Origin of the sequence: Actinosynnema sp. ALI-1.44, assembly GCF_001984155.1 — a bacterium.
Classification (GTDB): domain Bacteria; phylum Actinomycetota; class Actinomycetes; order Mycobacteriales; family Pseudonocardiaceae; genus Kibdelosporangium.
Genome location: NZ_MTQO01000052.1, coordinates 387,086 through 409,060 on the forward strand (window position 1 = coordinate 387,086; position 21,975 = coordinate 409,060).

Here is a 21,975-nt window from a genome sequence, read left to right on the forward strand (position 1 = left end):
CGTTAAAGGATGTCAAGGACCCTTGTTACCAGGGTCATCAGGCACGTTACCAGGGCACATGGGTACACCGTCCGGGTGGTATTGGCGCCCATCTCGATACTGCAACTGAGCGAGGTGCTTGACCTGGTGGCCACGGCAAGTAACCATTACTCTGCGTATCGATCTCAGCAGAGACCCGACGGCTCGCCTTCCCGGCCGTCGGGCGAAGGAAATGGAGAACCGCCACATGGGCGATTACGCCAAGGCGCTAGGGGCCAAGCTCCGTGGCATCCGCCAGCAGCAAGGCCTGTCGTTGCACGGCGTCGAGCAGAAGTCCGGCGGACGCTGGAAGGCAGTCGTCGTCGGCTCGTACGAACGCGGCGACCGTGCAGTGACCGTGCAGAAGCTGGCCGAGCTGGCTGACTTCTACGGGGTACCGGTGGTCGAGCTCCTGCCTGAGGGAAGGGTCCCCTCCGGTGCCGAGCCCGCCACGAAGATTGTGATCAACCTGGAGCGACTGCAGCAGCTTCCGGCCGAGAAAGTCGGCCCGCTGGCACGCTACGCGGCCACCATCCAGAGTCAGCGAGGAGACTACAACGGCAAGGTTCTGTCCATCCGGACCGAGGACCTGCGGTCACTCGCCATCATCTACGACATGACCCCCGGCGAGCTGACCGAGCAGCTCATCGACTGGGGCGTGCTCCCGCCGGAAGCAAGGCCGTCCAAAGAGGACTGAGGAACACCGGCTGCGCGTTGGGGGACCCATAGGGCAGAAGGGTGACGCGCAGCCGGTCGGCGCTGAGTACTTCGGTGTCGTGGGTCGCCCCTGCGCGGCCTGATCTCTCGCCTGGACGTCGGTCGGCAACGCCGCTGGCCTTCCGGGTTTCGATCTTCGGGCGGAAAGACAGCCCCTCGCCGGGTGGCAGACCTCTGGGCAGGAGGTCTTCGCGTCGTGTTGCTACCCGCGCATGCTTTTATGCCCCGGGGTTTCAGGGCGCGGGCGTCCCCTGCCCGTCGAAGCACCACTCTGCGCTTGCGCGCGGCTGTTTCGGGCTGGCTTCGGACTCGCGGTTTCATCCGGCGAGGCGGGTGAGCCAGGCTTCGAATTCCACGGCGCCGTACAGCCAGGCCCGGTCGGTAGTCGGTGCGTCGGCGCCGGTCAGAGCGGTCAGCTCGCGGTGTTTGTCGATGATCGGCTGCCGTGGCGAGGATACCGCGCTGCCTCCCTCGTTCAGAGAGTCGCGCGCAGTCTGTCCGCGATCGTGGCGATCCGGCCGAGCAGGCCGTTGACGAACCGGGGTGAGTCGTCGGTCGACAGCATCTTGGCGAGCTGGACCGCCTCGTCGATGGCCACCGCGTCCGGCACGTCCGACGCCCACAGCAGCTCGTACAGGCCGAGGCGCAGCACCGCGAGGTCGACCGCGGGCATCCGGTCCAGCGTCCAGCCCTCGGAGTGCTCGGCGAGCAGTTCGTCGATGCGGGTCATCTGCGACTGCACGCCCTCGACCAGCGTGACGGTGTAGTCGTTCACCGGTGGCACGTCGGGTGAGCCGACCCGGTCGGCCAGCAGGCTGACCGGGTCGACTTTCCTGAGCTGCGCTTCGAAGAGGAGGTCGACGGCGCGTTTGCGGGCTTTGCTCCGTGCGCCCATCTCAGCTGGAGACTCGGCCGAGGTAGCGGCCGTCCCTGGTGTCGACCTTGACCTTCTCGCCGGTCGAGAGGAAGAGCGGAACCTGGATCTCCGCACCGGTCTCCAGCGTCGCGGGCTTGGTCCCCCCCGTCGAGCGGTCGCCCTGCAAGCCGGGGTCGGTGTGCTGGATGACCAGCTCGAGCGAGGTCGGCAGCTCGACGTAGAGCGGCACGCCCTCGTGCTGGGCCACGGTGACCTCGGTGTTCTCCAGCAGGTAGTTCGCGCCGTCGGCCACGACCTCCTTGCTCACGTGGATCTGCTCGTAGGTCTCGCCGTCCATGAACACGAAGTCGGTGCCGTCGGCGTAGAGGTACGTCATCGAACGGCGGTCGACGGTCGCGGTCTCCACCTTGGTGCCCGCGTTGAACGTCTTGTCGACGACCTTGCCGGACAGCACGTGCTTGAGCGTTGTCCGGACGAACGCCGGGCCCTTGCCGGGCTTGACGTGCTGGAACGACACGACCGTCCACAGCTGGTTCTCGAGGTTGAGAACCATTCCGTTCTTCAGGTCGTTGGTGGTGGTGGCCACGGGTTCGACTCTCCTGTTTTCAGCAGTGTTCAATTCTTGGCCAAGGGCGTGCTTGCGTTCACACGACCATGAGTTGCTTGGTGGTCAAGGTGAGGAGTTCGGGACCGGCCTCCCGCACGACAAGCGTGTCCTCGATTCGGACACCGCCCTTGCCTGCGAGGTACACGCCAGGCTCCACGGTGACCGCCATGCCGGCCGAAAGTGTACCTTCACCGGTCCTTGCCAGGCTCGGGGCCTCGTGAATCTGCAGGCCAACGCCGTGTCCGAGACCGTGCAGGAACTCGGCGCCGCGCCCGGCGCGGTCGATCACGTCACGGGAGGCCGCGTCGATGTCCTTCACGTCCGCGCCGGGCTTCAGCGCCGCGCGGCCCGCCGCCTGCGACTCCGCGACGAGCTCATAGATCTCCTTCTGCCAGTCCTCGGGTTCGCCGAGCACGACCGTGCGCGTCATGTCCGAGTGGTAGCCGTCGACCAGCGCGCCGAAGTCCATCTTCACGAAGTCGCCGGGCTTGAGGACCGCGTCGGTGGGCCGGTGGTGCGGGATCGCGGAGTTCGCGCCCGTGGCGACGATCGTCTCGAACGACGGCTTCTCGGCACCGTTGGCCAGCATCCGGTCCTCCAGCTCCCGCGCCACCTCGCGCTCGGAGCGCCCCGGGCGCAGGCCGCCGTTCTCCACCAGCTCGGCCAGTGCCCGGTCCGCGGCGGCGCACGCCATCCGCAACGCCTCGACCTCGGTGTCGTCCTTGACGATCCGCAGCTTCTCGATCATCCCCGGCGCACGGATCAGCTCGATCCCCCCGGCCGCGTCGGCCAGACCGTCCAGCTGCTCGACGGACACGTGGTGGCTCTCGTACCCGGTCCTGCGGTGCTTGCTCTTCTGCGTGGCCATCTTGTCGACCAGCGCGGTCGCGCTCGGCCGGTCGATGAGCCGTTCCAGGTCGGGTACCTGCTTCTCGGCCTGGGTCAGGTAGCGGCCGTCGGTGCAGAAGACGGTGTTCTTCTCGTCACCGGGGCTGTCGGTCGCGTTCACCGCGAGCGCTGCGTTCGATCCGGTGAACCCGGTGAGGTAGCGGATGTTCAGCAGGTCGACGACGAGCAGGGCGTCCAGCCCCCGCTCCCGGAGCTGGGTACGCAGGGCTTCGCGGCGGCGGGCGTAGAGCTCAGACATGGGACAACCTTAACGTTGGCGGATGTCGGTGAATCACCGTTCCGGCGCACGCTCGTTATAGGGTCTTGTGGTGCGGTTCTGGCTGATCCGAGGTGGCGTGCTCGCGTTCGTGCTGGCAGGCGCGGATGTCGGGCTCGCGGCTGTCGCCGTGCACGTCAGCTCGCTCGGTGTGATCCGCTCGGTCGTGCTCGGTGTCGTGGCCGGTCTCGCCGCCCTGTGGGGCGCGCTCGACGGATGGCACAGACTCGACGACCGGGCGCGGATCTGGGTGCTCGCGGCGGTCGTCGCCGGTTTCGCCAGCGGGGTGCTGCGTGTGGTCGGCAAGGCGATCCTCGTCGACGAGACCGGCATGAGCTCGCTCGGCAGTGCGCTGACCGGGGACGCGGCGTTCGGCGCGTTGGTGATCCTCGTGCCCGCGGGTCTGGGGCTGCTGGTCGGCGGGCGGCTGACTCAGCGCGCGAAGGCCAACGCAGGCCCGACGGAGTAGCCGTCCCACGCCGACGAGGTGATGTCGGTGATCTTCGACGAGTTCGCCCCGATCACGCCGGGCGTGACCGGGTAGACGCGGTTGCCGTCCAGCAACAGCCCCGCTCCCCTGCCTTCGGCGCGTAGCACCTCAGCACCCGCTTTGACGTGCGCGGTCACCGGCACGCCGTCCAGCGTCGTGGTCCGTTGCCCGATCACGATGGCGCCCATGGCTTCCGCGACCGAACGGCGGTCGACGCGGAAGACCTGCCCGCCCAGCACCATGTCGAGCGTGCGCTGCGGCGACGGCATCGCGAAGCCCTCCAACGTGACGAACGCCGACTGCTTGGTCGCGCACCCGTCGACGGTCCGCAGGTCCAGCCCGAACCGGCGCAGGTCGGTCGGTTCGGCCTTGTCGCGGGTGGCCCGGACGACGTCGACCGGGATCCGGCCGCACGGGTCGGCCGCGGAGATCGGCGCGTGCCCGTCGGGCCGCCTGGCCAGGCCAGGTCCTTCCTCCCACGGCCCCGCGATCAGCACCGGCTGGTACGGGTGCGCGGTGAACTCCCTGTTCCAGAAGGTGATCGTGGTGCCGCCCCCGGTTTCATGGGCGATGGCGAACGCGTCGAGCGCGTCGATCCACATCCAGTCGGCGCTGAACGCGTCCGCCACGGATCTGTCCCGGCCGGTACCGGGTTCGAAGCCGTGCACACCCAGTGCCTCCACACCGGTGGCGAACGCCGGGTCCTTGGCACGCAGCACGAACTGGCCCGCGCCGTTGTCGTGCGCGCCTTTCGCGTTCGTGTCGGTGAACATCAGGTAGAACCAGCCGTCGAGATACAGCGCCGACGGCTGTCCCGCACCATATGTGTTGCCCCTGGCGACTTCGTACGACGAACCGACAATCGGCTGGCCGCCGTTCGCGCGGGCCCAGGACAGGCCATCCGCGCTGGTGGCGAGGCCGATCGCGTTGCCGGAGTTGTGGTCGTTCGGCGCGCCGGTGTAGTACAGGTAGTACGTTCCGTTGACCTTGATCACCGAGGGGTCACACGTGTGCCGACCGTCGAACCCTTGTCCCGCACCGCCGAACACGGCTCGTGCGGTCGTGAACGGCCCCGCTGGTGTGCCTGCCTCGGCGTAGACCACGTCGTCGCCTGGCGGTGGATTGCTGACCAGTTGACTGCACCACCACATACGGGTGCGGTTGCCTTCGACCATCACCGACGGCGCGTAGTTGTACTGCGCGTTCTCACCCGATGCCGCGACAACACCGCCGTCGAGCCGTTGGTTTTCCGGGGTCAATGTCCTCGGTTGCGGCGGAGGAGCACCGGCGGGAGCAGGCGCGGGTTCCTCGGACCCGCCGCCGATGACCGGGGCTCCTGCACCGTCAGCCTGCGGCGATGTGTCCGTGCACGACGACAACAGCGCCGCACTCAGCAACAGCAACACCAAACGACGCACGAAGCATGCCTTCCGTCACCCGATCGGGCGACAGTCTAAGGCCCTCCGGTGTCAACGAGACACGGTTCGTGGCAACGCCACATACACCTGGTGCGGCCCGCCGTAGTGCGTGCCGGTGCCGACGTCGACGAACCCGAGACGCCCGGCGAGGCGATGACTGGCCTCGTTCCCCTTGTGGATCAGCGCCCAGACGGCGGGCAGGCGAAGTGTGTGCAGGCCGTGGTCCCGCACAGCGACGGCGGCTTCCGTGGCGAGGCCACGGCCCTGGTGCTCGCGGCCGAGGTACCAGCCGATCTCCGCGACATCGCCCGCGAGTTGCGCGGACGGCCGCAGGTGGCCGATCCCGACGAGGATGTCGTCCTCGACGAACGCCCAGTGCCCCATGCCCTTCGGCCCGTCGTACGCCAGGCGGCGGTCGATCATGTCGTCGATCCACGTCGCCGGTTCGCTGTTCGCGGCGAGGAAGTTCGACACCTCCGGGTCGCCGAAGATGTCCCGCACGTCACGGCGGTCGTCCTCGCGCAACGGCCGGATCACCAGGCGTTCCGTGCGCAGCGTGGGCTGCTGGGCGTAGCCGTTGGCAGTGGCGTCGTGACCCGGGAGCAGGACGTGGATCCGGTGCGGTCCAGCCGGTTGGTAGTGGTCGGCGATGTCGAGGAAGCCCAGCGACTTCGCCAGCCGGACACTCGGTTCGTTGGCCGCGTGGATCAACGCCCAGATCGCGGGCAGGCCCAGCACCCGGATGCCGTAGTCCAGCAGGGTCCGCAGCGCCTCGGTCGCGTAGCCCTGGCCGACGTGGGTGCGGGCGACGAACCAGCCGACCTCGACCACCTTGCCGGGCAGGCGATCCGACGGGGTGAACCGGCCGATGCCGATCACCAGGCCGTTCAGGTCGAGCAGCCACGTGCCCATCCCGTTCGGCGACCCCCAGCCCAGCCACCGCTCGAAGCTGGTCACCGCGTTGACCGGGTCGGACATGTCCCTGGTCAGGTACTTGCTGCTGGCCGGGTCCGCGAAGATCCCGACCACCGCGTCCCGGTCTTCGGCGCGCATCGGCCGCAGCGTCAACCGGTTGGTCTCGAACGTGGGCCGGCTCATCGCTCGGCCAGCCACCTGATCGCCAGGCGGTACCCCTGGACGCCGAGACCGACGATCACGCCGCTGGCCACGGCGGAGATGTAGCTGCGGTGCCGGAAGTCCTCACGCTTGTGCACGTTCGAGATGTGCACCTCGACCAGCGGCGCGGTCAGCATCGCGCAGGCGTCGGCGACCGCGACGGAGTAGTGCGTCCACGCGCCCGCGTTCAACACGACCGGGGTCTCGCTGTCGGCTGCCTCGTGCAGCCAGCCGATCATCTCGCCCTCGTGGTCGGTCTGCCGGACCTCGACGTCGACGCCGAGGTCCTTGCCCGACTGCTCGCACAGTGCGACGAGGTCGGCGTGGGTGGTGTGACCGTAGACCGCTGGTTCCCGCGTACCGAGCCTGCCCAGGTTCGGGCCGTTGAGCACCAGGATCTTCACAGCAGGACCCCGCCGTCCGCCTGCTTGGCCGCCACCGCCGAGTACGCACCGGCCAGCAGCGCCGGATCGGGCCCTTCCAGCCTGCCGGGCTTGGCCAGCCCGTCGAGCACGACGAACCGGAGCACACCCGAACGGGTCTTCTTGTCGTTGCGCATGCCGTCGATGAGCTGCGGCAACGCGTCCGCGTCGTAGTACGTCGGCAGCCCGATCGACTCGAGCACCGCGCGGTGCCGGTCCGCGGTGGCGTCGTCGAGGCGACCGGCCAGCCTGGCCAGTTCGGCGACGAACACCATGCCGACGCTGATGGCCGCGCCGTGCCGCCACCGGTACCGCTCGCGCCGCTCGATCGCGTGGCCGAGCGTGTGGCCGTAGTTGAGGATCTCGCGCAGCCCGGACTCGCGCAGGTCCTTGCCGACGACGTCGGCCTTGATCTGGATCTTGCGCCGGACGAGCTCGGCGATCACGTCACCCTCCGGGTCGACCGCGGCCCGCGGATCGGCCTCGACCAGCTCGAGGATCCTCGGGTCGGCGATGAACCCGCCCTTGATCACCTCGGCCATGCCCGCGACGAGCTCGTTGGGTGGCAGCGTGGTCAGCGTCGAGAGGTCGACGAGGACCGCGTTGGGCTCGTGGAACGCGCCGACGAGGTTCTTGCCCGCGTCGGTGTTGATGCCGGTCTTGCCGCCGACCGCCGCGTCGACCATGCCGAGCAGCGTCGTCGGCACGTTGATCAGCCCCACGCCGCGCAGCCACGTCGCCGCGACGAACCCGGCGAGGTCCGTGACGGCGCCGCCGCCGAGACCGACGACGATGCCCTGCCGGTCCAGGCCGATCCGGCCGAGCACCTCCCAGCAGTACCCGGCGACCGGCAGCGCCTTGCCGTCCTCGGCGTCCGGGATCTCGATCCGGTGCGCGTCCACGCCCGACGCGACGATCTCCTCCCGCGCGGCCTCGGCCGTCGCGGTCAGCGTCGGCGGGTGGACGATGGCCACCTTGGACGCGTCCCGCACCCGCTCGACCAGGTCACCGAGCAGGCCACGGCCGATCACGACCTCGTAGGGCTGCCCGGTGGCAACGGTGATCCTGACTGGGTCCAACGTTCGTCACCTCACCGGCATCGCCGCGAGGACATCTTCGAGGATGTCCTGGGGGTCGCGGCCGTTCGTCTCCACAGTTGCGTCCGCGACCCGGGTGTAGATCGGTCGCCGGTCGGTCAGCATCTGCCGCAGGTGCGCCCGCGGGTTGGGCATCAGCCACGGGTGCAGCGCGACCAGGCCCTCCCGCTTGAGCAGGTGGTCCAGGTCGACGTCGAGGAACACCACGTGGAAGGGCGCCAGCAGGTCCGGCACGCCGGGCGCGGTCGGGGTGCCGCCGCCGAGCGCGAGCACGCCGTCGTGCTGCGGCAGCACGCGGACGAGCAGCTCGTGCTCCAGTTCCTGGAACCGCTCGCGGCCGAAGTCGACGACCAGGTCGCCCGCTTCCTTGCCGTGCTCGGTCCTCATGTCGTCGTCGAAGTCGCGGAACCCGACGCCGAGCCGCTCCGCGGCCAGCCTGCCGATGGTGCTCTTGCCCGATCCGGGCGGCCCGACGAGGACCAGCACCGGCCCGTTGGTGCTCACCAGCGCTCCTCCAGTGCCTTCAGGTACCCGGCCGCGTTCGCCGTCGTCTCACGCATCGAGTCGCCGCCGAACTTCTCCAGCGCCGCGTCCGCGAGCACCAGCGCGACCATCGACTCGAGCACGACACCGGCCCTCGGCACCGCGCACACGTCCGACCGCTGGTGGATCGCCACGGCGGGCTCGCCGGTCGTCACATCCACAGTGGACAGTGCTTTCGGGACGGTCGAGATGGGCTTCATGGCCACGCGGGCCCGCAGCGGCTCGCCGTTGGTCACGCCGCCCTCCAGACCACCGGCGCGGTTGGACCGGCGGGTCACGCCCTTCGGGCCGCTGCCGCGGTCGATCTCGTCGTGCGCCTTGCTGCCCCAGCGCCGCGCCGTGGTGAACCCGTCACCGATCTCGACGCCCTTCATGGCCTGGACGCCCATCAGCGCACCGGCCAGCCGCGAGTCGAGGCGGCGGTCCCAGTGCACGTAGCTGCCCAGGCCGGGCGGCAGGCCGTACGCGACCACCTCGATCACGCCGCCGACCGTGTCGCCCGCCTGCTTGACCGCGTCCACCTCGGCGATCATCGCGTCGGTGGCTTCCTGGCCGAACGCCCGCACCGGGCTCTCGTCGATCGCGGCGAGGTCGGCGGGGGTGGGCTCGGGTCCTTCGGGGGCGACGGCCGCGCCGATGGACACGACATGGCTGATGATCTCGACGCCCAGCAACTGCCGCAGGAAGCTCTTGGCGACCGTGCCCAGCGCCGTGCGTGCCGCGGTTTCCCGCGCGCTGGCGCGTTCGAGCACGGGACGGGCCTCGTCGAAGCCGTATTTCTGCATGCCGGGCAGGTCCGCGTGACCGGGGCGGGGCCGCGTGAGGGGCTCGTTGCGCGCCAAGCCGGCCAGCTCGTCCGGGTCGACCGGATCCGCGGCCATGACCTTCTCCCACTTCGGCCACTCGGAGTTCTCGATCTTGACGGCGATCGGGCCGCCCTGGGTGCGGCCGTGCCGGACGCCGCCGAGGAACTCGACAGCGTCGGTCTCGAAGCCCATCCGGGGGCTGCGCCCGAAGCCGAGGCGGCGACGGGCCAACTGACCCGTCAGGTCCTCCGTGGTGACCTCGACCCCGGCCACCATTCCCTCGAGCACGGCGACAAGGGCAGGGCCATGCGATTCCCCAGCGGTTATCCAGCGCAGCACAGTCGGATCCTTTCACGTCGCGGGACCTCAGCCATTCCCTGGGGGTCGTTGTCCAGCTGCGCGGTCGATGGCGGTCTCGACGTGGAATCGTTCGTCCCTGACATGCTCAGTACGACACCGCGCGGCCCTCTCATCCCGGTACTCCTCACGCCCACGCTTCGCGGTGGCGTCGCAGGCCGTCGATGATCAGGTCCAGCCCGATGTCGAACTCCTCGGTGTAGTCGTAGCCGGGTTTCATGGCGTGGTCGGCGATCATCTCGGCGAGGTGCGGGAACTCGTCGCGGGGCAGTCCCTCCAGGATCGGGCCCGCCACGTCCTCGACGCTGTCCGGTGCCGCGAACGGCAGGCTGAGCTGCTGGAGCACGTATCCGTAGATGTAGCTGTCGAGCACTGACAAGGCGTGTGCCGCACCGGCGATCGAGAAGCCCGCTGACCGCAGGCAGCCGATCACCGCGTTGTGGTGGCGCAGCGTCGCGTGGCCGGGGCTCGTCCGCGAGTCCATCAGACTGACCGCCCACGGGTGACGGATCAGCGCGTCACGCATCGAGCCCGCACGTCGCCGCATCGCCTCCGGCCAGTCGGCGGCGGCGCGGTCGGCGGCGGTGTAGTCGACGGGCGGAGGCAGTTCGACCTCGCCGAAGACGTGGTCGACCATGCCGTCGAGGATCAGGTCCTTGGTGCGGAAGTGGTGGTAGAGCGACATGGCCTCGACGCCGAGCCGGTCGGCGAGTTTGCGCATGCTCGGCACAGCCGCACCCGCCTCGTCCGCCAACGCGACGGCCGCACGGAGCACGACCTCCTTGGTGAGCGCGGCGCGGTGCGACACGTCCTTCTGCGCGGCCACAGGCTCCCTTTCGGTTCGGAACGACTTGACAAGCTTACAGCGTAAGGCTGTACCTTACATCGTAAGGGTAACGGTGAGCCGAGGGAGCCAGGACATGGAAAACCCAGCGAGGCGAAGAAGAATCTGCATAGTCGGCGCGTCGGGAAAACTCGGCCGCCACATGGTCCGGCACGCGTTGGACCGAGGCTACGAGGTCGTGGGCGTGTGCCGCGAAAAGAGCGTGGGCAAGCTCGCCGAGTTCGACAACCGGATCACGGTGATCCCCGGGCCGACCAACAACCGAGAGGTCATCGCACGAGCTGTGCACGAATGCGACGCCGTACTCACCGTGCTGGTGCCCTGGGGCATGAACCACTACGCGTCCGGCACAGCCCAGGCAGTGCTCGACCACGCACGCCCCGGCGCCCGCCTGGTGTTCTCCTGCGGCTGGCACATCTCCCGCGACGGGAAGGACGTGTACTCCCGGAGGTTCAAGGCGTACGCGGCCGTGTTCGGGAAGGTGGCGAAGTTGGTCCGCGTGGTGGACGTCGACGACCAGGTGGAGGCGTGCCGCCGGATCTTCGCCAGTGACACCCGGTGGACTGTGGTGCGCGGCAGTGACCTGGAGGAAGGCGAAAGCCAGGGACTGCCGGTGTGGAGCAGGCACGTGGGCGACCCGGTTCTGGCGAGCAACCTGACCCGCCGCGTGGACTACGCCCGTTTCATGGTCGAGGCAGTGGACGACGACACCCTCGTCCAGGAAGCACCAGCCATCGTCGGCAGACTGACCCCGTCGGCCCTCGCCCACGCACAGGCATGAACGCCGGACAAGCGCGGCAGCTCGCCAGGACCGCGGGCGCGCTGTACCTGGTTGTCGCCGTGACCACGATCTTCGCCGGACTGGTGAACACCCATGTCGTCGAGCCGGGCAACGCGGCGGCCACGGCCACCAACCTCGCCACCTCAGCCACCCTGTACCGCGTAGGTCTCGTCAGCGAACTGGTGGGAGCCGTCTCCTTCCTGTTGACCGGCATGACCCTGTACAGGTTGCTGAAGCACGTCAACCAGATGGCCGCCGCCGCGATGGTCACCTTCGTCGCGGTGAGCGTCGCGATGCAAAGCCTCAACCTCCTCAACCAGCACACAGCACTGACGATCGCCACGAGTCAGGACGGTCCCGCAGACCTGGCAGCGCTGTTCGCCGACATGCAGAACACCGGATTCCTGATCTCCCAGACGTACTTCGGCCTCTGGCTGCTACCGCTGGGCTACCTGATCACACGGTCGACCTACTTCCCCAAGCCCCTGGGCATCCTGGTGGTGATCGGGTGCGCCGGTCACCTCGTTGACGTCTTCACGCGCTTGCTCGCACCAGGCCTGGGCGCGGACATCTCGCCGTTCGCCATGACCCCGGCGGCGATCGCGGAACTCTCGTTCATCGCATGGCTGCTGATCAAGGCCGTCAAAGTCCCCCAACCAGCCACGCGGGTGCCCTGCAAGCGGTTGAGCAGCGCCACAATCGGGTCGACGGGAAAGACCGGACCGAGTCGCCGGGAAGCGTGAAGCAACCACGGCCCCAAGCGCCCGCGCGCAAGCGCAGAGTGGTGCTTCGGGGGTGCCTCCTGCCCATAGGTCTGCCACCCGGCGAGGGACCGTCTTGAAAGACCCAAGATCCCCACGACGAACGCAAGACCCACCGCGCAAACGCCATAGAGCTAAGCAAAAGCCGACGGAATTCCCGTACCAGCAGGCAAGAAGGCCAATAACCAAGTAGCAGCAAGCAAACCAGGGCCATGTGGTACGCGATCCGAATACCGGCCAAGGGAAACAGCCCGAAGAGCCAGCGTGATCACGGCCGCGAGAGACAACCCCACCGACAACGCGAACCAGCTCACCGACCCGAGGATCGCCCCCAAGCTCCCGGACAGCTTGACATCACCACCACCCAACGCGGACGGCGCGAACCAGCGGACAATCGCATGGAGACACAAGAACAACGCGGCGCCGACCAGTGCTCGCTCCCAGCCGCCCGCGAAAGCAAGCAGAACACCGAAAACCGGGTAGGCGGCGTACGTCAACGCGTCCGGGAGCCTGCCGTGCAGGAGATCCGTCGCGGTCAGCACGACTGTGAACCACGACAGCGCCAGGATCACCAGCAGCCACGACACAGGCACGTGCGCCAGACCGGCCAAGGCCCACAGGATCGCGCACGTGCCTTCGCACCAACCCGGTCTCACCCGCGCACCGCGTCGCAACTTGGCCAGCAACCAACGACCGAGGGCTCCGGCGAGGAACCCACCGGCGAGGAGGGAGATGACGAGTGCCATGACTCCACTTTGCCCAGCGGTTGGCCGTGAAGGCCAGCGAATGTGGGGATGAGTGTTGGGCGGTGGCACCACCGCTTCGATGTCAGCGCGGCTTCCGCCAGGTCAGGGAGTAACGCCAGAGGACGTGCCGCCGGTATTCGACGCCGGGGAGCAGGTCGGTGGCCAACCGGCGCATCGACGAGTACGTCTCCGGCGGCGGCCAGCACGTGGGCGAAGGGTGGTTCCAGTAGCCCTTCACGCGCCGGTGGACGCGATCGGCCACCAGCCCGGCGAGTTCGTACGGCAGGTCCCGCGCCTCCGACCGCGCACACCCCACGATCACCATGGTCCCGCCAGGCCGCAGCAACGACCTGAAGCGGGTGAGCGCTGCTCTGGCGTCCATGTGGTGCAGTGTGGCCACGGACGAGATGAAGTCGAACGACGACGGGAACTCGTGCTCCAGCACGTCCGCGACAAGGTAGGAGATGTCGTCGCCGGACTGCCTGGCCAGCTCGACGCTCGGCCGGTCGAGATCGATGCCCGTCACCGCGGGCACTCTCGCGCGGAGGGCACGGGCGAGCATGCCTTCGCCGCATCCCACGTCCAGCGCGGTGCGCGCGGACGCGGGCACCGCGGACAGGACCACGGGGTGGTAGTGGATGTTGTGGTTCCAGCGCTCTCGCATGATCAAGGGTTCCACAGGAACAACTGGTCCCCGGCTGTCACGGGCCCGCCGGGCGCGAAGCCGGTCAGCGCGTCGCCTCGCGCGTCGAGCGCCACGACCGGACAAATCGGCGAATACCCCGCAGCCGACACGGCGGCGGGATCCCATCCGATGACGGGCTGACCGGATCGCACCGATTCACCTTTCACCACGTGCGGTAGGAAACTCTCACCCTTCATCTTTACCGTGTCAATTCCCAAGTGAACCAATACGGCATGCCCGTTCGCACCCGCCACGACGAATGCGTGCGGGTGCAACGTCACCACGACGCCGTCGATAGGTGCGACGACGTCACCAGCGGCCGAAATGGGTTCGACGGCGACGCCGGGACCCACCATCGCCTTGGCGAACACCGGGTCGGGCACGGCGGAGAGCGGGACGACCACCCCCGTCGCCGGGCTGAGCACCCGCAGTGTCACAGCAGGTCCTCGATGTCGCTGGCGATCACGTCGGCCTCGGGCCCGACCACGATCTGCACGGCCCCGCCCATCCGGACAACACCGTGCACGCCCAATGCACGCAATGCCGCCTCGTCGACCAAGGAATCGTCTTCCAGTTCGCACCGCAGACGCGTGATACACGGTTCCAGTTCGACCACATTGTCAGCGCCGCCGATAGCTGCGAGTATCTTCGCCGCCCGCTCGTCTGCCATCCTTCAGATCCCTCTCCGTTGTCCACCCTGCGCAATTTGTACGCGTTATATACCGACCGAGTCACGCATCGACACGAAGCTGTAACGGACGTTGACACCTAACACCCGTCAGGCGCATAGTCCCGCACCTACCTGGTCTAGACCAGGACCGTTATGAACGCGTCAGGACACCCGGCCCCGACACGGGAGACATCCAGTGAGCGCACCACAGATCCAACAATCCGGCCGTGGCCTGGCCGGTTTACAACGCTTCGCACGAAGCCTCATGCTGCCCATCGCCGCGCTGCCCGCCGCGGCGTTGCTGTCACGCCTCGGCTACATCGACGGCAGCGGCAAGGGCCAGGGTGAGCTGATCGCGGCCATCCCCGGCAAGTTCTTCGACGAGGCCGCACGGGTGATCGGCGCGGGCGGCGACGCGTTGTTCCAGTTCCTGCCGCTGCTGTTCGCCATCGGCATCGCGATCGGTTACGCCCGACGCGCGGACGGCTCGGCCGCACTGGCGGCGGCCGTCGGGTACCTGGTGTTCCACAACGTGCTGATCGCGATCGTCGACCCGGCGCTGACCGAGGGTCGCAACTTCATGAACGGCCCGTACGGGGTGCTCGGGGGCATCGTGGCCGGTCTGGTCACCGCGGGCCTGTGGTCGAAGTTCCACCGCATCAAGCTGCCGCCGTATCTGGCGTTCTTCGGCGGCAGGCGGTTCGTGCCGATCATCACCGCCGTGACCATGCTGGTCGTCGGTGTGCTCCTCGGCCTGGTCTACAGCTGGTTCAACAGCGGACTGACCCATGTCGGTGAGGCGGTTTCCGGGTCGACTGTCGTCGGGGCGGGGATCTACGGTGCGCTCAACCGCTTCCTGATCCCGTTCGGCCTGCACCACATCATCAACTCGTTCGTGTGGTTCGTGTTCGGGGAGACCAACGGTGTCACCGGCGACCTCAACCGGTTCTTCGCCGGTGACCCGAACGCGGGCACGTTCATGTCCGGTTTCTTCCCCATCTTCATGTTCGCGTTGCCCGCGGCGGCGCTGGCGATCTACCACACGGCCCGGCCGGAGAACCGCAAACTGGTCGGCGGCCTGATGCTGGCCGCGGCGCTGGCGTCGTTCCTGACCGGTGTGACCGAGCCGCTGGAGTTCGCGTTCATCTTCGTGGCGTGGCCGCTGCTGATCGTGCACGCGGTGCTGACCGGCGTCTCGCTCGCGGTGACGAACGCGCTGGGGGTGCACGACGGGTTCGGGTTCTCCGCCGGGGCCATCGACTACGCGTTGAACTGGAACCTCGCCACGAAACCGTGGCTGATCATCCCGATCGGTCTGGTGTTCGCGGTGATCTACTACACGGTGTTCCGGTTCGTCATCACCAAGTGGAACCTGCGCACGCCGGGCCGGGAAGCCGAACCGCTCGACACCGAGACGACAATGGACGCACCGACCGAACGGGTGAGGATGACGCACAACCCACCGCCGTCCCCGGGCCGACGTGCTTGAGATCAGAGTCCGGGTGGCCAGCAAGGTGGGCCTGCACGCCAGGCCCGCCGCGCTGATCGCCCGGCTCGCCGCCGAACAGCCGGTCGCCGTGACCATCCGCAAGGAGGGCGGCGAGCCGGTGCCCGCCGCGAGCCTGCTCAACCTGATGACGCTCGGTGCGATGCACGGCGACGAGGTCATCCTCGCCGCGGAGGGCGACGACGCACAGTCCAGCCTGGACAAGCTGGCCGAGCTGATCGCGACCGACGAGGACTCGCCGTAGGGTCACGGCTCATGACGACATGGCATGAGTTCAGCGCGGCGGCGCCCAGGATCGCGTCGGTGTTCAGCCGCAGGCACACCGCCACCGGCAACCTGTGCATGCTCGCGACCACCCGGTCGGACGGGTCACCGCGGATCAGCCCGATGGAACCCCGGTTCTTCGAGGACCAGCTCTGGCTCGTCGGGATGCCGGACACCACGAAGTTCCGGGACCTCGCCCGTGATCCCCGGTTCTGCCTGCACACGGCGACTGTCGACACACAGGTGAGCGACGGCGACGCGAAACTCTTCGGTGTCGCGGAGGACGTCCAGGACAAGGCGCTGCACCAGCGGTTCGCGCAGGACCTGTTCGACAGGACCGGTTTCGACCTGCGCGGCCGGGACTTCAGCCCCTTCTACGCGGCGAACCTGACCGGTGCGTCGGCCGTCGAGATCACCGACGGGCACCTGGAGATCACCATCTGGAAGCTCGGCGAGCCCGAACGCGTCGTACGCAAGCACTGAGCCGCCAATACAGCGAAAACTCCTCCCGACAGGCCGTTCTCCAGGCTGTCGAGAGGAGTCGACGACTGTCAGCGCCCGAGTTTGCGCCGAGTGGTGGTCCGCTGGGCCGCCGCCGCGACCGTGCCGACTGCCGCGACCGCGCCGAACAACAAGAAGAAACCGGCAAAGAACACGGCCATCACAACAGCCACGGCCGCCAGCATGCCGATGGTCAACGCTGTACCCACGCACACCCTCCGTTCACCGACACCCACCGCATCGTGAGCATCACCTACCTGTGTATCACGGATCACGTGACTCAGGCCAGCGGCAACGGGACGGTGCCTCCCGTCGCCTCGAACAACGCGTCGCGCATGGCTTCTTCGGGCGCTGGTCGGCCGGTGAATTGGGCGAATTGGCCGAAGGCCTGGTGCAGCAGCATGTCCAGCCCGGTGCCGATCCGGCCGCCATGGTCGCGCACGGCGGTGGCGAGCGGAGTGGGCCACGGGTGGTAGACCACGTCCACCACACACGGCGCCTCGGCCAATTCGGACACGTGTGCGTCGGCGACACCGGCTGGAACTGTGCTCACCACGACGTCCGACGACGCGGCGAGGTCACGGAAGTCCGTGTCAGCCCAGCGATGCACTTCGAGTTTCACGCCAAGGCGTTCCGCGCAACGGAAAGCATCGATCGCCCCCGCTGGATCCCTGACAACCAGGGCGAAAGAGTCGATGTCCACACTGGCCATGGCGACCAGGGCCGCCAACGCCGTCCCACCCGCGCCGAGCAGCAGCGCCTGCGCGCTGGGCTTGCGCTGGTAACCCCCCGCGTACAACAGCGCGCCCACGACACCGTCGACATCGGTGCAGTCCACCCGCCAGCCGCCGTCCGGCAACTGGACGAGCGTGTTTCCCGCGCCCACAAGCGATGCGCGCTCGGTGACCTCAGTGGCCACCGTCAACGCGGCGTGCTTGCCCGGCATGGTCACGGACAACCCCGCCCATTCCGGCCCCAGACCGGCGACCAGGGCGGGCAGTCCTTCCGCGTCACAGCTGATCCGCGAGTACGTCCACCCGGTCAGTCCCTGCGCGGCATAGGCAGCCGAGTGCAGCACGGGCGACAGCGAGTGCTCGACGGGCTTCCCGACGACAGCGGCCTTGCGATCAGTAGGCGCCACGGGCCTTGGCGTCTCTGATGTTCTGGTTGTGCTCCGCGTCCGTCACCGCGAAGCACGAAGTGCCGTCCTTGTAGCACTTCACGAAGAACACCCACGGCCCGTCTTCCGGCTTCGACGCGGCGAGCAACGCGTTCTTGCTGGCAGCCGCGATCGGCGTCGGGGGGAGCCCGAAGTTCAGATAGGAGTTGTACGGCCCCGGCGTGTTGCGCACCGAGGCGTTGGTCGTGACGACCGGGGCGTCCAGCGGGTAGTTGATCGTCGAGTCGAAGCCGAGCTTGATGTTGTCGGCCAACCGCCGGTAGATGACACGGGAGATCTTCCCGAAGTCCTTCTCGATGCCCTCGCGTTCGACCAGCGACCCCATGATCAGCAGCTGGTACGGCGTGTAGCCCGTTTTCTCGGCCAGCCTGGGCATCCCCCAGCCGTCCAGCATCGTCGCGGCGTCCTTGACCACCTTGGTCAGCAGCTCCTGCGCGCCAAGGCCGGGCTGCACGTCGTAGACGCCCGCCGTGATCAGGCCTTCCAGTCTGCGCTTCGGCTCGGCCGCCGAGGCGAACGGCACCGCCCACGCGGGCGCGCCGAGCTGCGTCAGGTCCACGGTCTCGGCGACCTTGCGCAGGTCCTCGACCGACGGGCCGGTCTTCTTGCCGTTCATCGTCACGGTGCCCGCGTTCGAGATCAGCGTGAAGATGCCCGGGTTGATCTTGTTGCCCGGCAGCTTGATGTCGTCGAGCTGCGTGCCCGGCCGGATCTGCAACTGGCCGACGCGGGCGTCCTTCGACGTCATCCGGTCGACGGCGGCCTTGCCGGACATCTTGGTCTTCATCAGGTAGAAGCCCGGCTGGATGGCCTTGACCTTGGGGTTGTCGTCGCCCCCCGAGGTGAACGCGCGCGAGCTGGCCACGACGTCCTTCTCCTCCAGCGTCGCGCCGATGCTGGCCGTGCCCTGGCTGGGCTTGACCTCGACCACGATGTCGCTCTCGCCCGCGCCGTCGTAGTCGCTGAAACCGCCGATGCCCAGCACCTGCGTGACGCCGAACCACACACCGCCCGCGATCAGCGCGACGATGACGACCGCGATCACCCAGAACGTGGGGCCGCGGCGTTTCCCGCGTCTGGGTCGGCGCGGTTCTTCGTCGTAGTCGTCGTGGTCGTCCTGGTCGTGACCACGCGAGTTGTCGAACAGTCCGAGTCCGTCGGTCGTCACTCCGCACCCTCCGGTGAACTATCCCCGACCCGGTCGTTGTCCCTGCGCACGGCGGCCGCGCGCGTGTCCAGCCACGCCTGCAGGATCTCCACGGCGGCGGCCTGGTCGACCACCGCGCGCTGCTTTTTGCCCCGCACCCCGCGCTGCGACAGCATCCGCGACGCCGTCACAGTGGTGAGCCGCTCATCGCCGAACCGGATCGGCACGTGCCCGACCCGCTCGGCGAGCTGCTCGGCGTAGGCGACCGCGCCGATCGCCGCCGGGCCGTGTCTGCCAGCCAGTGTCTTCGGCAAGCCGACCACCACCTCGACCACTTCGTGCTCCGCGACAAGCCGGGCGATCTGGTCCAGATCGCTACCGGCCTTTTCGTCACGGAACAGAGTAACGAGTGGGCTCGCGAGCATCGGCGCTGGATCGCTCAGCGCGACGCCGACCCGTACCGAGCCGACGTCCACACCGAGTCTCCGGCCCGGCCCGGGGTCGTCGTCACCCGGGCGGTGCGCGGCCGGACCGTCCTGCGTCACGTGCCGCCCAGCTCCTTGCGCAACAGGGCGATGGCGTCGTCCAGACCAGCGGGTTTGGTACCGCCGCCCTGGGCCATGTCCGGCTTGCCGCCACCCCGGCCCTCGATGGCCGGGGCGAACGAGCCGACCAGCTTGCCCGCGGCCAGCCCCTTGTCCCTGGCGGCACCGTTGGTGGCCACGACGAAGCTGACCTTGTCACCGGCCGGGGCGAACAGGGCGACCACACCGGACTCGCTGTTGCCGAGCCGGTTGCGCACGTCCGTGGCCAGGGCACGCAGGGCACCGGCGTCCACGCCTTCGGGCACCTGCTCGGCGACCAGCCGGACGCCATCCAGGTCCTGGGCCTTGCCCGCCAGGTCACCGGCGGACTGCAGCACCTGGGCGATGCGCAGCTGCTCGATCTCCTTCTCGGCGCTCTTGATCCGGCCGAGCAGGCCCTCGATCCGGCCGGGCAGCTCGGCCGACGGGACCTTCAGCTGGTCGGCGAGCTGCGAGACCAGCAACTGCTCCTTGCGGACGTAGCGCAGGGCGTCCGAGCCGACCAGGGCCTCGACGCGGTGCACGCCGGAGCCGATGGACGAGTCGGCGACCAGTTTGACCAGGCCGAGCTGGCCGATGCGGCCGACGTGCGTGCCACCGCACAGCTCACGGGAGTACTCGCCCATGTCGACCACGCGCACGTTGTCGCCGTACTTCTCGCCGAACAGGGCGACAGCGCCCAGTTCGAGTGCCTTGGCCTTGGTCGTGGTGAACGTCTGGACCTCGACGTCGGTCTGCAGGTAGTCGTTCACCTCCTGCTCGACCTCGGTGAGGATGTCGGCGGAGACCGAACCGGGCGTGGTGAAGTCGAACCGCATCCGGCCGGGCGAGTTCAGCGAACCGGCCTGGGCGGCGCGCTGGCCGTAGGCACCGCGGACGGCGGCGTGCACGAGGTGCGTGGCCGAGTGGGCGCGTTCGATGGCCTTGCGGCGGTCGCGGTCGACCGACCCGGTGACCTCGGCGTCCAGGCCGATCTCGCCGGACAGCACGGTCACGCGGTGCACGAACAGGCCGGGGACGGCCTTCTGCACGTCGTCGACCTGGATCTCGGCGCCGGACCCGACCAGCAGGCCGCTGTCGGCGATCTGGCCACCGCTCTCGGCGTAGAACGGGGTGCGGTCCAGCACCAGCTCGGCGTGCTGTCCCGCCGTCACCTTCGACACCGGCTGGCCCTCGACCAGCAAGCCGATCACGCGGGCGGTGGACTGCAGGTCCGTGTAGCCGAGGAACTCGGTCTCGCCGTGCTGCTCGAGGACCTTGCGGTACTCCGAGAGGTCGCCGTGGCCGGTCTTGCGGGCGGCGGCGTCGGCCTTGGCGCGCTGCCGCTGCTCCTCCATCAGCTCGCGGAAGCGGGTCTCGTCGACCTGCAGGCCCTGCTCGGAAGCCATCTCCAGGGTCAGGTCGATCGGGAAGCCGTACGTGTCGTGCAACTGGAAGGCCTTGTCACCGGCCAGGACCTTGCTGCCGCTGTCCTTGGTCTGCGAGGCTGCGACGTCGAAGATCCGGGAGCCCGTGGTGAGGGTGGCGCGGAAGGCCTCCTCCTCGGTCTTCATCACGGCCGAGATCCGGTCGAAGTCGCGGACCAGCTCCGGGTACGACGGGCCCATGGCGTCACGCACGACGGCCGCGAACTCGGGCAGCACCGGCTCGTCGACACCCAGCAGGCGCACCGAGCGCACGATCCGGCGCAGCAGGCGGCGCAGCACGTAGCCACGGCCCTCGTTGCCCGGGGTCACGCCGTCGCCGATCAGCATCACGCCGCTGCGGGCGTGGTCGGCGATGACGCGGAACCGCACGTCGTCGACCTGGTCGGCGCCGTAACGGCGGCCGGACATCTGCTCGGCCGTGCTGATCACGGGGCGGACGAGGTCGGTCTCGTAGACGTTGTCGACGCCCTGTAGCACGTAGGCGACGCGCTCGACGCCCATGCCGGTGTCGATGTTCTTCTTCGGCAGGGTGCCGATCGGCTTGTGGCCGTACTTCGGGCTCTGCTCGCCGCGGACGTCCTGCATGAAGACCAGGTTCCAGATCTCGAGGTACCTGTCCTCGTCGACGACCGGGCCGCCTTCCTTGCCGAACTCGGCGCCGCGGTCGTAGTAGATCTCCGAGCAGGGACCGCCGGGGCCGGGCACGCCCATGTCCCAGTAGTTGTCCAGGCCGTCCCGGCGCTGGATCCGCTCGTCGGGCAGGCCTGCGATCTTCTTCCACAGGTCGATGGCCTCGTCGTCGTCGAGGTAGACCGTGGTCCAGATCCGGTCGGGGTCCAGGCCGTAGCCCCCCTCGTCCTGCGAGGAGGTGATCAGGTTCCAAGCGTGCTCGATGGCACTGGCTTTGAAGTAGTCGCCGAACGAGAAGTTGCCCGCCATCTGGAAGAACGTGTTGTGCCGGGTGGTCTTGCCGACCTCGTCGATGTCACCTGTGCGCACGCACTTCTGCACGCTGGTGGCGGTCGGGTACGGCGGCGGGGCCTCGCCGAGGAAATACGGCTTGAACTGCACCATGCCGGCGTTGACGAACAGCAGGTTCGGGTCGTCCAGGATCAGCGAGGCACTCGGTACCTCGGTGTGCCCGGCGTTCTTGAAATGGGTCAGGAAGCGGTTGCGGATCTCATGCGTTTGCACGGCTCATCCCAAGGAGAGGTGGAACAGGTCGGTGGGCGGGCACGGCGGAAG

At 68.4% G+C, this 21,975-nt stretch carries 26 protein-coding genes; 7 read left to right on the forward strand and 19 right to left on the reverse strand.

Annotation, left to right across the window (positions count from 1 at the left end; all coding sequences use genetic code 11):
* Positions 1-226: 226 nt before the first annotated feature.
* The gene (gene bldD / locus ALI144C_RS39685; protein WP_003096372.1) at positions 227-715 is read left to right on the forward strand and encodes a transcriptional regulator BldD; all 489 of its coding nucleotides are present in this window, start codon (positions 227-229) and stop codon (positions 713-715) included.
* A gap of 495 nt (positions 716-1,210) precedes the next feature.
* Here the strand turns inward: bldD and nusB are convergent, their stop codons facing one another.
* The 3 genes from nusB to ALI144C_RS39700 are packed head-to-tail and all read right to left on the reverse strand — an operon-like array spanning position 1,211 to position 3,366.
* Positions 1,211-1,630: a transcription antitermination factor NusB gene (nusB, locus tag ALI144C_RS39690; protein WP_076992370.1), complete on the reverse strand. Its 420-nt coding sequence runs from the start codon at positions 1,628-1,630 to the stop codon at positions 1,211-1,213.
* Between the two features lies 1 nt (position 1,631).
* Positions 1,632-2,198: an elongation factor P gene (gene efp / locus ALI144C_RS39695; protein WP_269086727.1), complete on the reverse strand. Its 567-nt coding sequence runs from the start codon at positions 2,196-2,198 to the stop codon at positions 1,632-1,634.
* A gap of 58 nt (positions 2,199-2,256) precedes the next feature.
* Positions 2,257-3,366: an aminopeptidase P family protein gene (locus tag ALI144C_RS39700; protein WP_076992371.1), complete on the reverse strand. Its 1,110-nt coding sequence runs from the start codon at positions 3,364-3,366 to the stop codon at positions 2,257-2,259.
* A 70-nt stretch (positions 3,367-3,436) separates the two neighbouring features.
* On the opposite strand from ALI144C_RS39700, the gene ALI144C_RS39705 reads away from it, so the two are divergent.
* A complete protein-coding gene (locus ALI144C_RS39705; RefSeq protein WP_076992804.1) occupies positions 3,437-3,853 on the forward strand; it encodes a hypothetical protein in 417 nt (138 codons plus the stop codon).
* On the opposite strand, the gene ALI144C_RS39710 is transcribed toward ALI144C_RS39705, so the two are convergent.
* The 7 genes from ALI144C_RS39710 to ALI144C_RS39745 form a co-directional block, all read right to left on the reverse strand.
* Entirely contained in the window at positions 3,817-5,292 is a 1,476-nt protein-coding gene (locus tag ALI144C_RS39710; protein WP_237774538.1) for a beta-xylosidase, read from the reverse strand. The genes ALI144C_RS39705 and ALI144C_RS39710 overlap by 37 nt on opposite strands.
* 51 nt (positions 5,293-5,343) lie before the next feature.
* Positions 5,344-6,390, reverse strand: coding sequence for a GNAT family N-acetyltransferase (locus ALI144C_RS53790; RefSeq protein ID WP_083753796.1), 1,047 nt, complete (start codon positions 6,388-6,390; stop codon positions 5,344-5,346).
* On the reverse strand, positions 6,387-6,812 hold the full coding sequence (gene aroQ, locus ALI144C_RS39725; RefSeq protein WP_076992372.1) for a type II 3-dehydroquinate dehydratase: 426 nt from the start codon (positions 6,810-6,812) through the stop codon (positions 6,387-6,389). Before aroQ ends, ALI144C_RS53790 begins: the two co-directional genes overlap by 4 nt.
* On the reverse strand, positions 6,809-7,909 hold the full coding sequence (gene aroB, locus ALI144C_RS39730) for a 3-dehydroquinate synthase (protein ID WP_076992373.1): 1,101 nt from the start codon (positions 7,907-7,909) through the stop codon (positions 6,809-6,811). The genes aroQ and aroB overlap by 4 nt, the downstream gene beginning before the upstream one ends.
* A 6-nt stretch (positions 7,910-7,915) precedes the next feature.
* The gene (locus ALI144C_RS39735; RefSeq protein ID WP_168211472.1) at positions 7,916-8,431 is read right to left on the reverse strand and encodes a shikimate kinase; all 516 of its coding nucleotides are present in this window, start codon (positions 8,429-8,431) and stop codon (positions 7,916-7,918) included.
* Positions 8,428-9,615 (reverse strand): chorismate synthase, encoded by a 1,188-nt coding sequence (gene aroC / locus ALI144C_RS39740; RefSeq protein ID WP_076992375.1) that lies wholly within the window; start codon positions 9,613-9,615, stop codon positions 8,428-8,430. Before aroC ends, ALI144C_RS39735 begins: the two co-directional genes overlap by 4 nt.
* A 145-nt stretch (positions 9,616-9,760) precedes the next feature.
* Positions 9,761-10,459, reverse strand: a complete 699-nt coding sequence (locus ALI144C_RS39745; protein ID WP_076992376.1) for a TetR/AcrR family transcriptional regulator — start codon at positions 10,457-10,459, stop codon at positions 9,761-9,763.
* Positions 10,460-10,553: 94 nt separating this feature from the next.
* On the opposite strand from ALI144C_RS39745, the gene ALI144C_RS39750 reads away from it, so the two are divergent.
* On the forward strand, positions 10,554-11,258 hold the full coding sequence (locus ALI144C_RS39750) for an NAD(P)-dependent oxidoreductase (protein WP_076992377.1): 705 nt from the start codon (positions 10,554-10,556) through the stop codon (positions 11,256-11,258).
* Positions 11,255-12,001 carry a DUF4386 domain-containing protein gene (locus ALI144C_RS39755; RefSeq protein WP_083753797.1) on the forward strand — a complete coding sequence of 249 codons (747 nt, stop codon included), beginning with the start codon at positions 11,255-11,257 and terminating at the stop codon, positions 11,999-12,001. Before ALI144C_RS39750 ends, ALI144C_RS39755 begins: the two co-directional genes overlap by 4 nt.
* Before the next feature lie 152 nt (positions 12,002-12,153).
* Here the strand turns inward: ALI144C_RS39755 and ALI144C_RS39760 are convergent, their stop codons facing one another.
* The 4 genes from ALI144C_RS39760 to ALI144C_RS39775 form a co-directional block, all read right to left on the reverse strand.
* Positions 12,154-12,765: a prepilin peptidase gene (locus ALI144C_RS39760; RefSeq protein ID WP_083753798.1), complete on the reverse strand. Its 612-nt coding sequence runs from the start codon at positions 12,763-12,765 to the stop codon at positions 12,154-12,156.
* Between the two features lie 82 nt (positions 12,766-12,847).
* Positions 12,848-13,429: a class I SAM-dependent methyltransferase gene (locus ALI144C_RS39765; RefSeq protein ID WP_076992378.1), complete on the reverse strand. Its 582-nt coding sequence runs from the start codon at positions 13,427-13,429 to the stop codon at positions 12,848-12,850.
* Positions 13,430-13,431: 2 nt separating this feature from the next.
* The gene (locus ALI144C_RS39770; RefSeq protein ID WP_076992379.1) at positions 13,432-13,887 is read right to left on the reverse strand and encodes a PTS sugar transporter subunit IIA; all 456 of its coding nucleotides are present in this window, start codon (positions 13,885-13,887) and stop codon (positions 13,432-13,434) included.
* The gene (locus tag ALI144C_RS39775; protein ID WP_076992380.1) at positions 13,884-14,120 is read right to left on the reverse strand and encodes a glucose PTS transporter subunit EIIB; all 237 of its coding nucleotides are present in this window, start codon (positions 14,118-14,120) and stop codon (positions 13,884-13,886) included. Before ALI144C_RS39775 ends, ALI144C_RS39770 begins: the two co-directional genes overlap by 4 nt.
* A gap of 265 nt (positions 14,121-14,385) precedes the next feature.
* Between ALI144C_RS39775 and ALI144C_RS39780 the strand changes: the two genes are divergently transcribed.
* From ALI144C_RS39780 to ALI144C_RS39790, 3 genes are read left to right on the forward strand one after another with little or no spacing between them, the layout of a single operon-like run.
* The gene (locus tag ALI144C_RS39780; RefSeq protein WP_076992381.1) at positions 14,386-15,609 is read left to right on the forward strand and encodes a PTS transporter subunit EIIC; all 1,224 of its coding nucleotides are present in this window, start codon (positions 14,386-14,388) and stop codon (positions 15,607-15,609) included.
* The gene (locus ALI144C_RS39785) at positions 15,602-15,871 is read left to right on the forward strand and encodes an HPr family phosphocarrier protein (RefSeq protein WP_076992382.1); all 270 of its coding nucleotides are present in this window, start codon (positions 15,602-15,604) and stop codon (positions 15,869-15,871) included. Before ALI144C_RS39780 ends, ALI144C_RS39785 begins: the two co-directional genes overlap by 8 nt.
* 11 nt (positions 15,872-15,882) lie before the next feature.
* Positions 15,883-16,374, forward strand: a complete 492-nt coding sequence (locus tag ALI144C_RS39790) for a pyridoxamine 5'-phosphate oxidase family protein (RefSeq protein ID WP_076992383.1) — start codon at positions 15,883-15,885, stop codon at positions 16,372-16,374.
* Between the two features lie 68 nt (positions 16,375-16,442).
* On the opposite strand, the gene ALI144C_RS55980 is transcribed toward ALI144C_RS39790, so the two are convergent.
* The 5 genes from ALI144C_RS55980 to alaS form a co-directional block, all read right to left on the reverse strand.
* The gene (locus tag ALI144C_RS55980; protein ID WP_168211473.1) at positions 16,443-16,601 is read right to left on the reverse strand and encodes a hypothetical protein; all 159 of its coding nucleotides are present in this window, start codon (positions 16,599-16,601) and stop codon (positions 16,443-16,445) included.
* A gap of 71 nt (positions 16,602-16,672) precedes the next feature.
* On the reverse strand, positions 16,673-17,533 hold the full coding sequence (locus tag ALI144C_RS39800; protein WP_076992385.1) for a shikimate dehydrogenase: 861 nt from the start codon (positions 17,531-17,533) through the stop codon (positions 16,673-16,675).
* Complete coding sequence (locus tag ALI144C_RS39805) at positions 17,520-18,740, reverse strand: endolytic transglycosylase MltG (RefSeq protein WP_237774539.1); 1,221 nt, start codon at positions 18,738-18,740, stop codon at positions 17,520-17,522. The genes ALI144C_RS39800 and ALI144C_RS39805 overlap by 14 nt, the downstream gene beginning before the upstream one ends.
* The gene (gene ruvX / locus ALI144C_RS39810; protein WP_076992386.1) at positions 18,737-19,264 is read right to left on the reverse strand and encodes a Holliday junction resolvase RuvX; all 528 of its coding nucleotides are present in this window, start codon (positions 19,262-19,264) and stop codon (positions 18,737-18,739) included. The genes ALI144C_RS39805 and ruvX overlap by 4 nt, the downstream gene beginning before the upstream one ends.
* Positions 19,261-21,924, reverse strand: coding sequence for an alanine--tRNA ligase (gene alaS, locus ALI144C_RS39815; RefSeq protein WP_076992387.1), 2,664 nt, complete (start codon positions 21,922-21,924; stop codon positions 19,261-19,263). Before alaS ends, ruvX begins: the two co-directional genes overlap by 4 nt.
* Positions 21,925-21,975 lie beyond the last annotated feature (51 nt).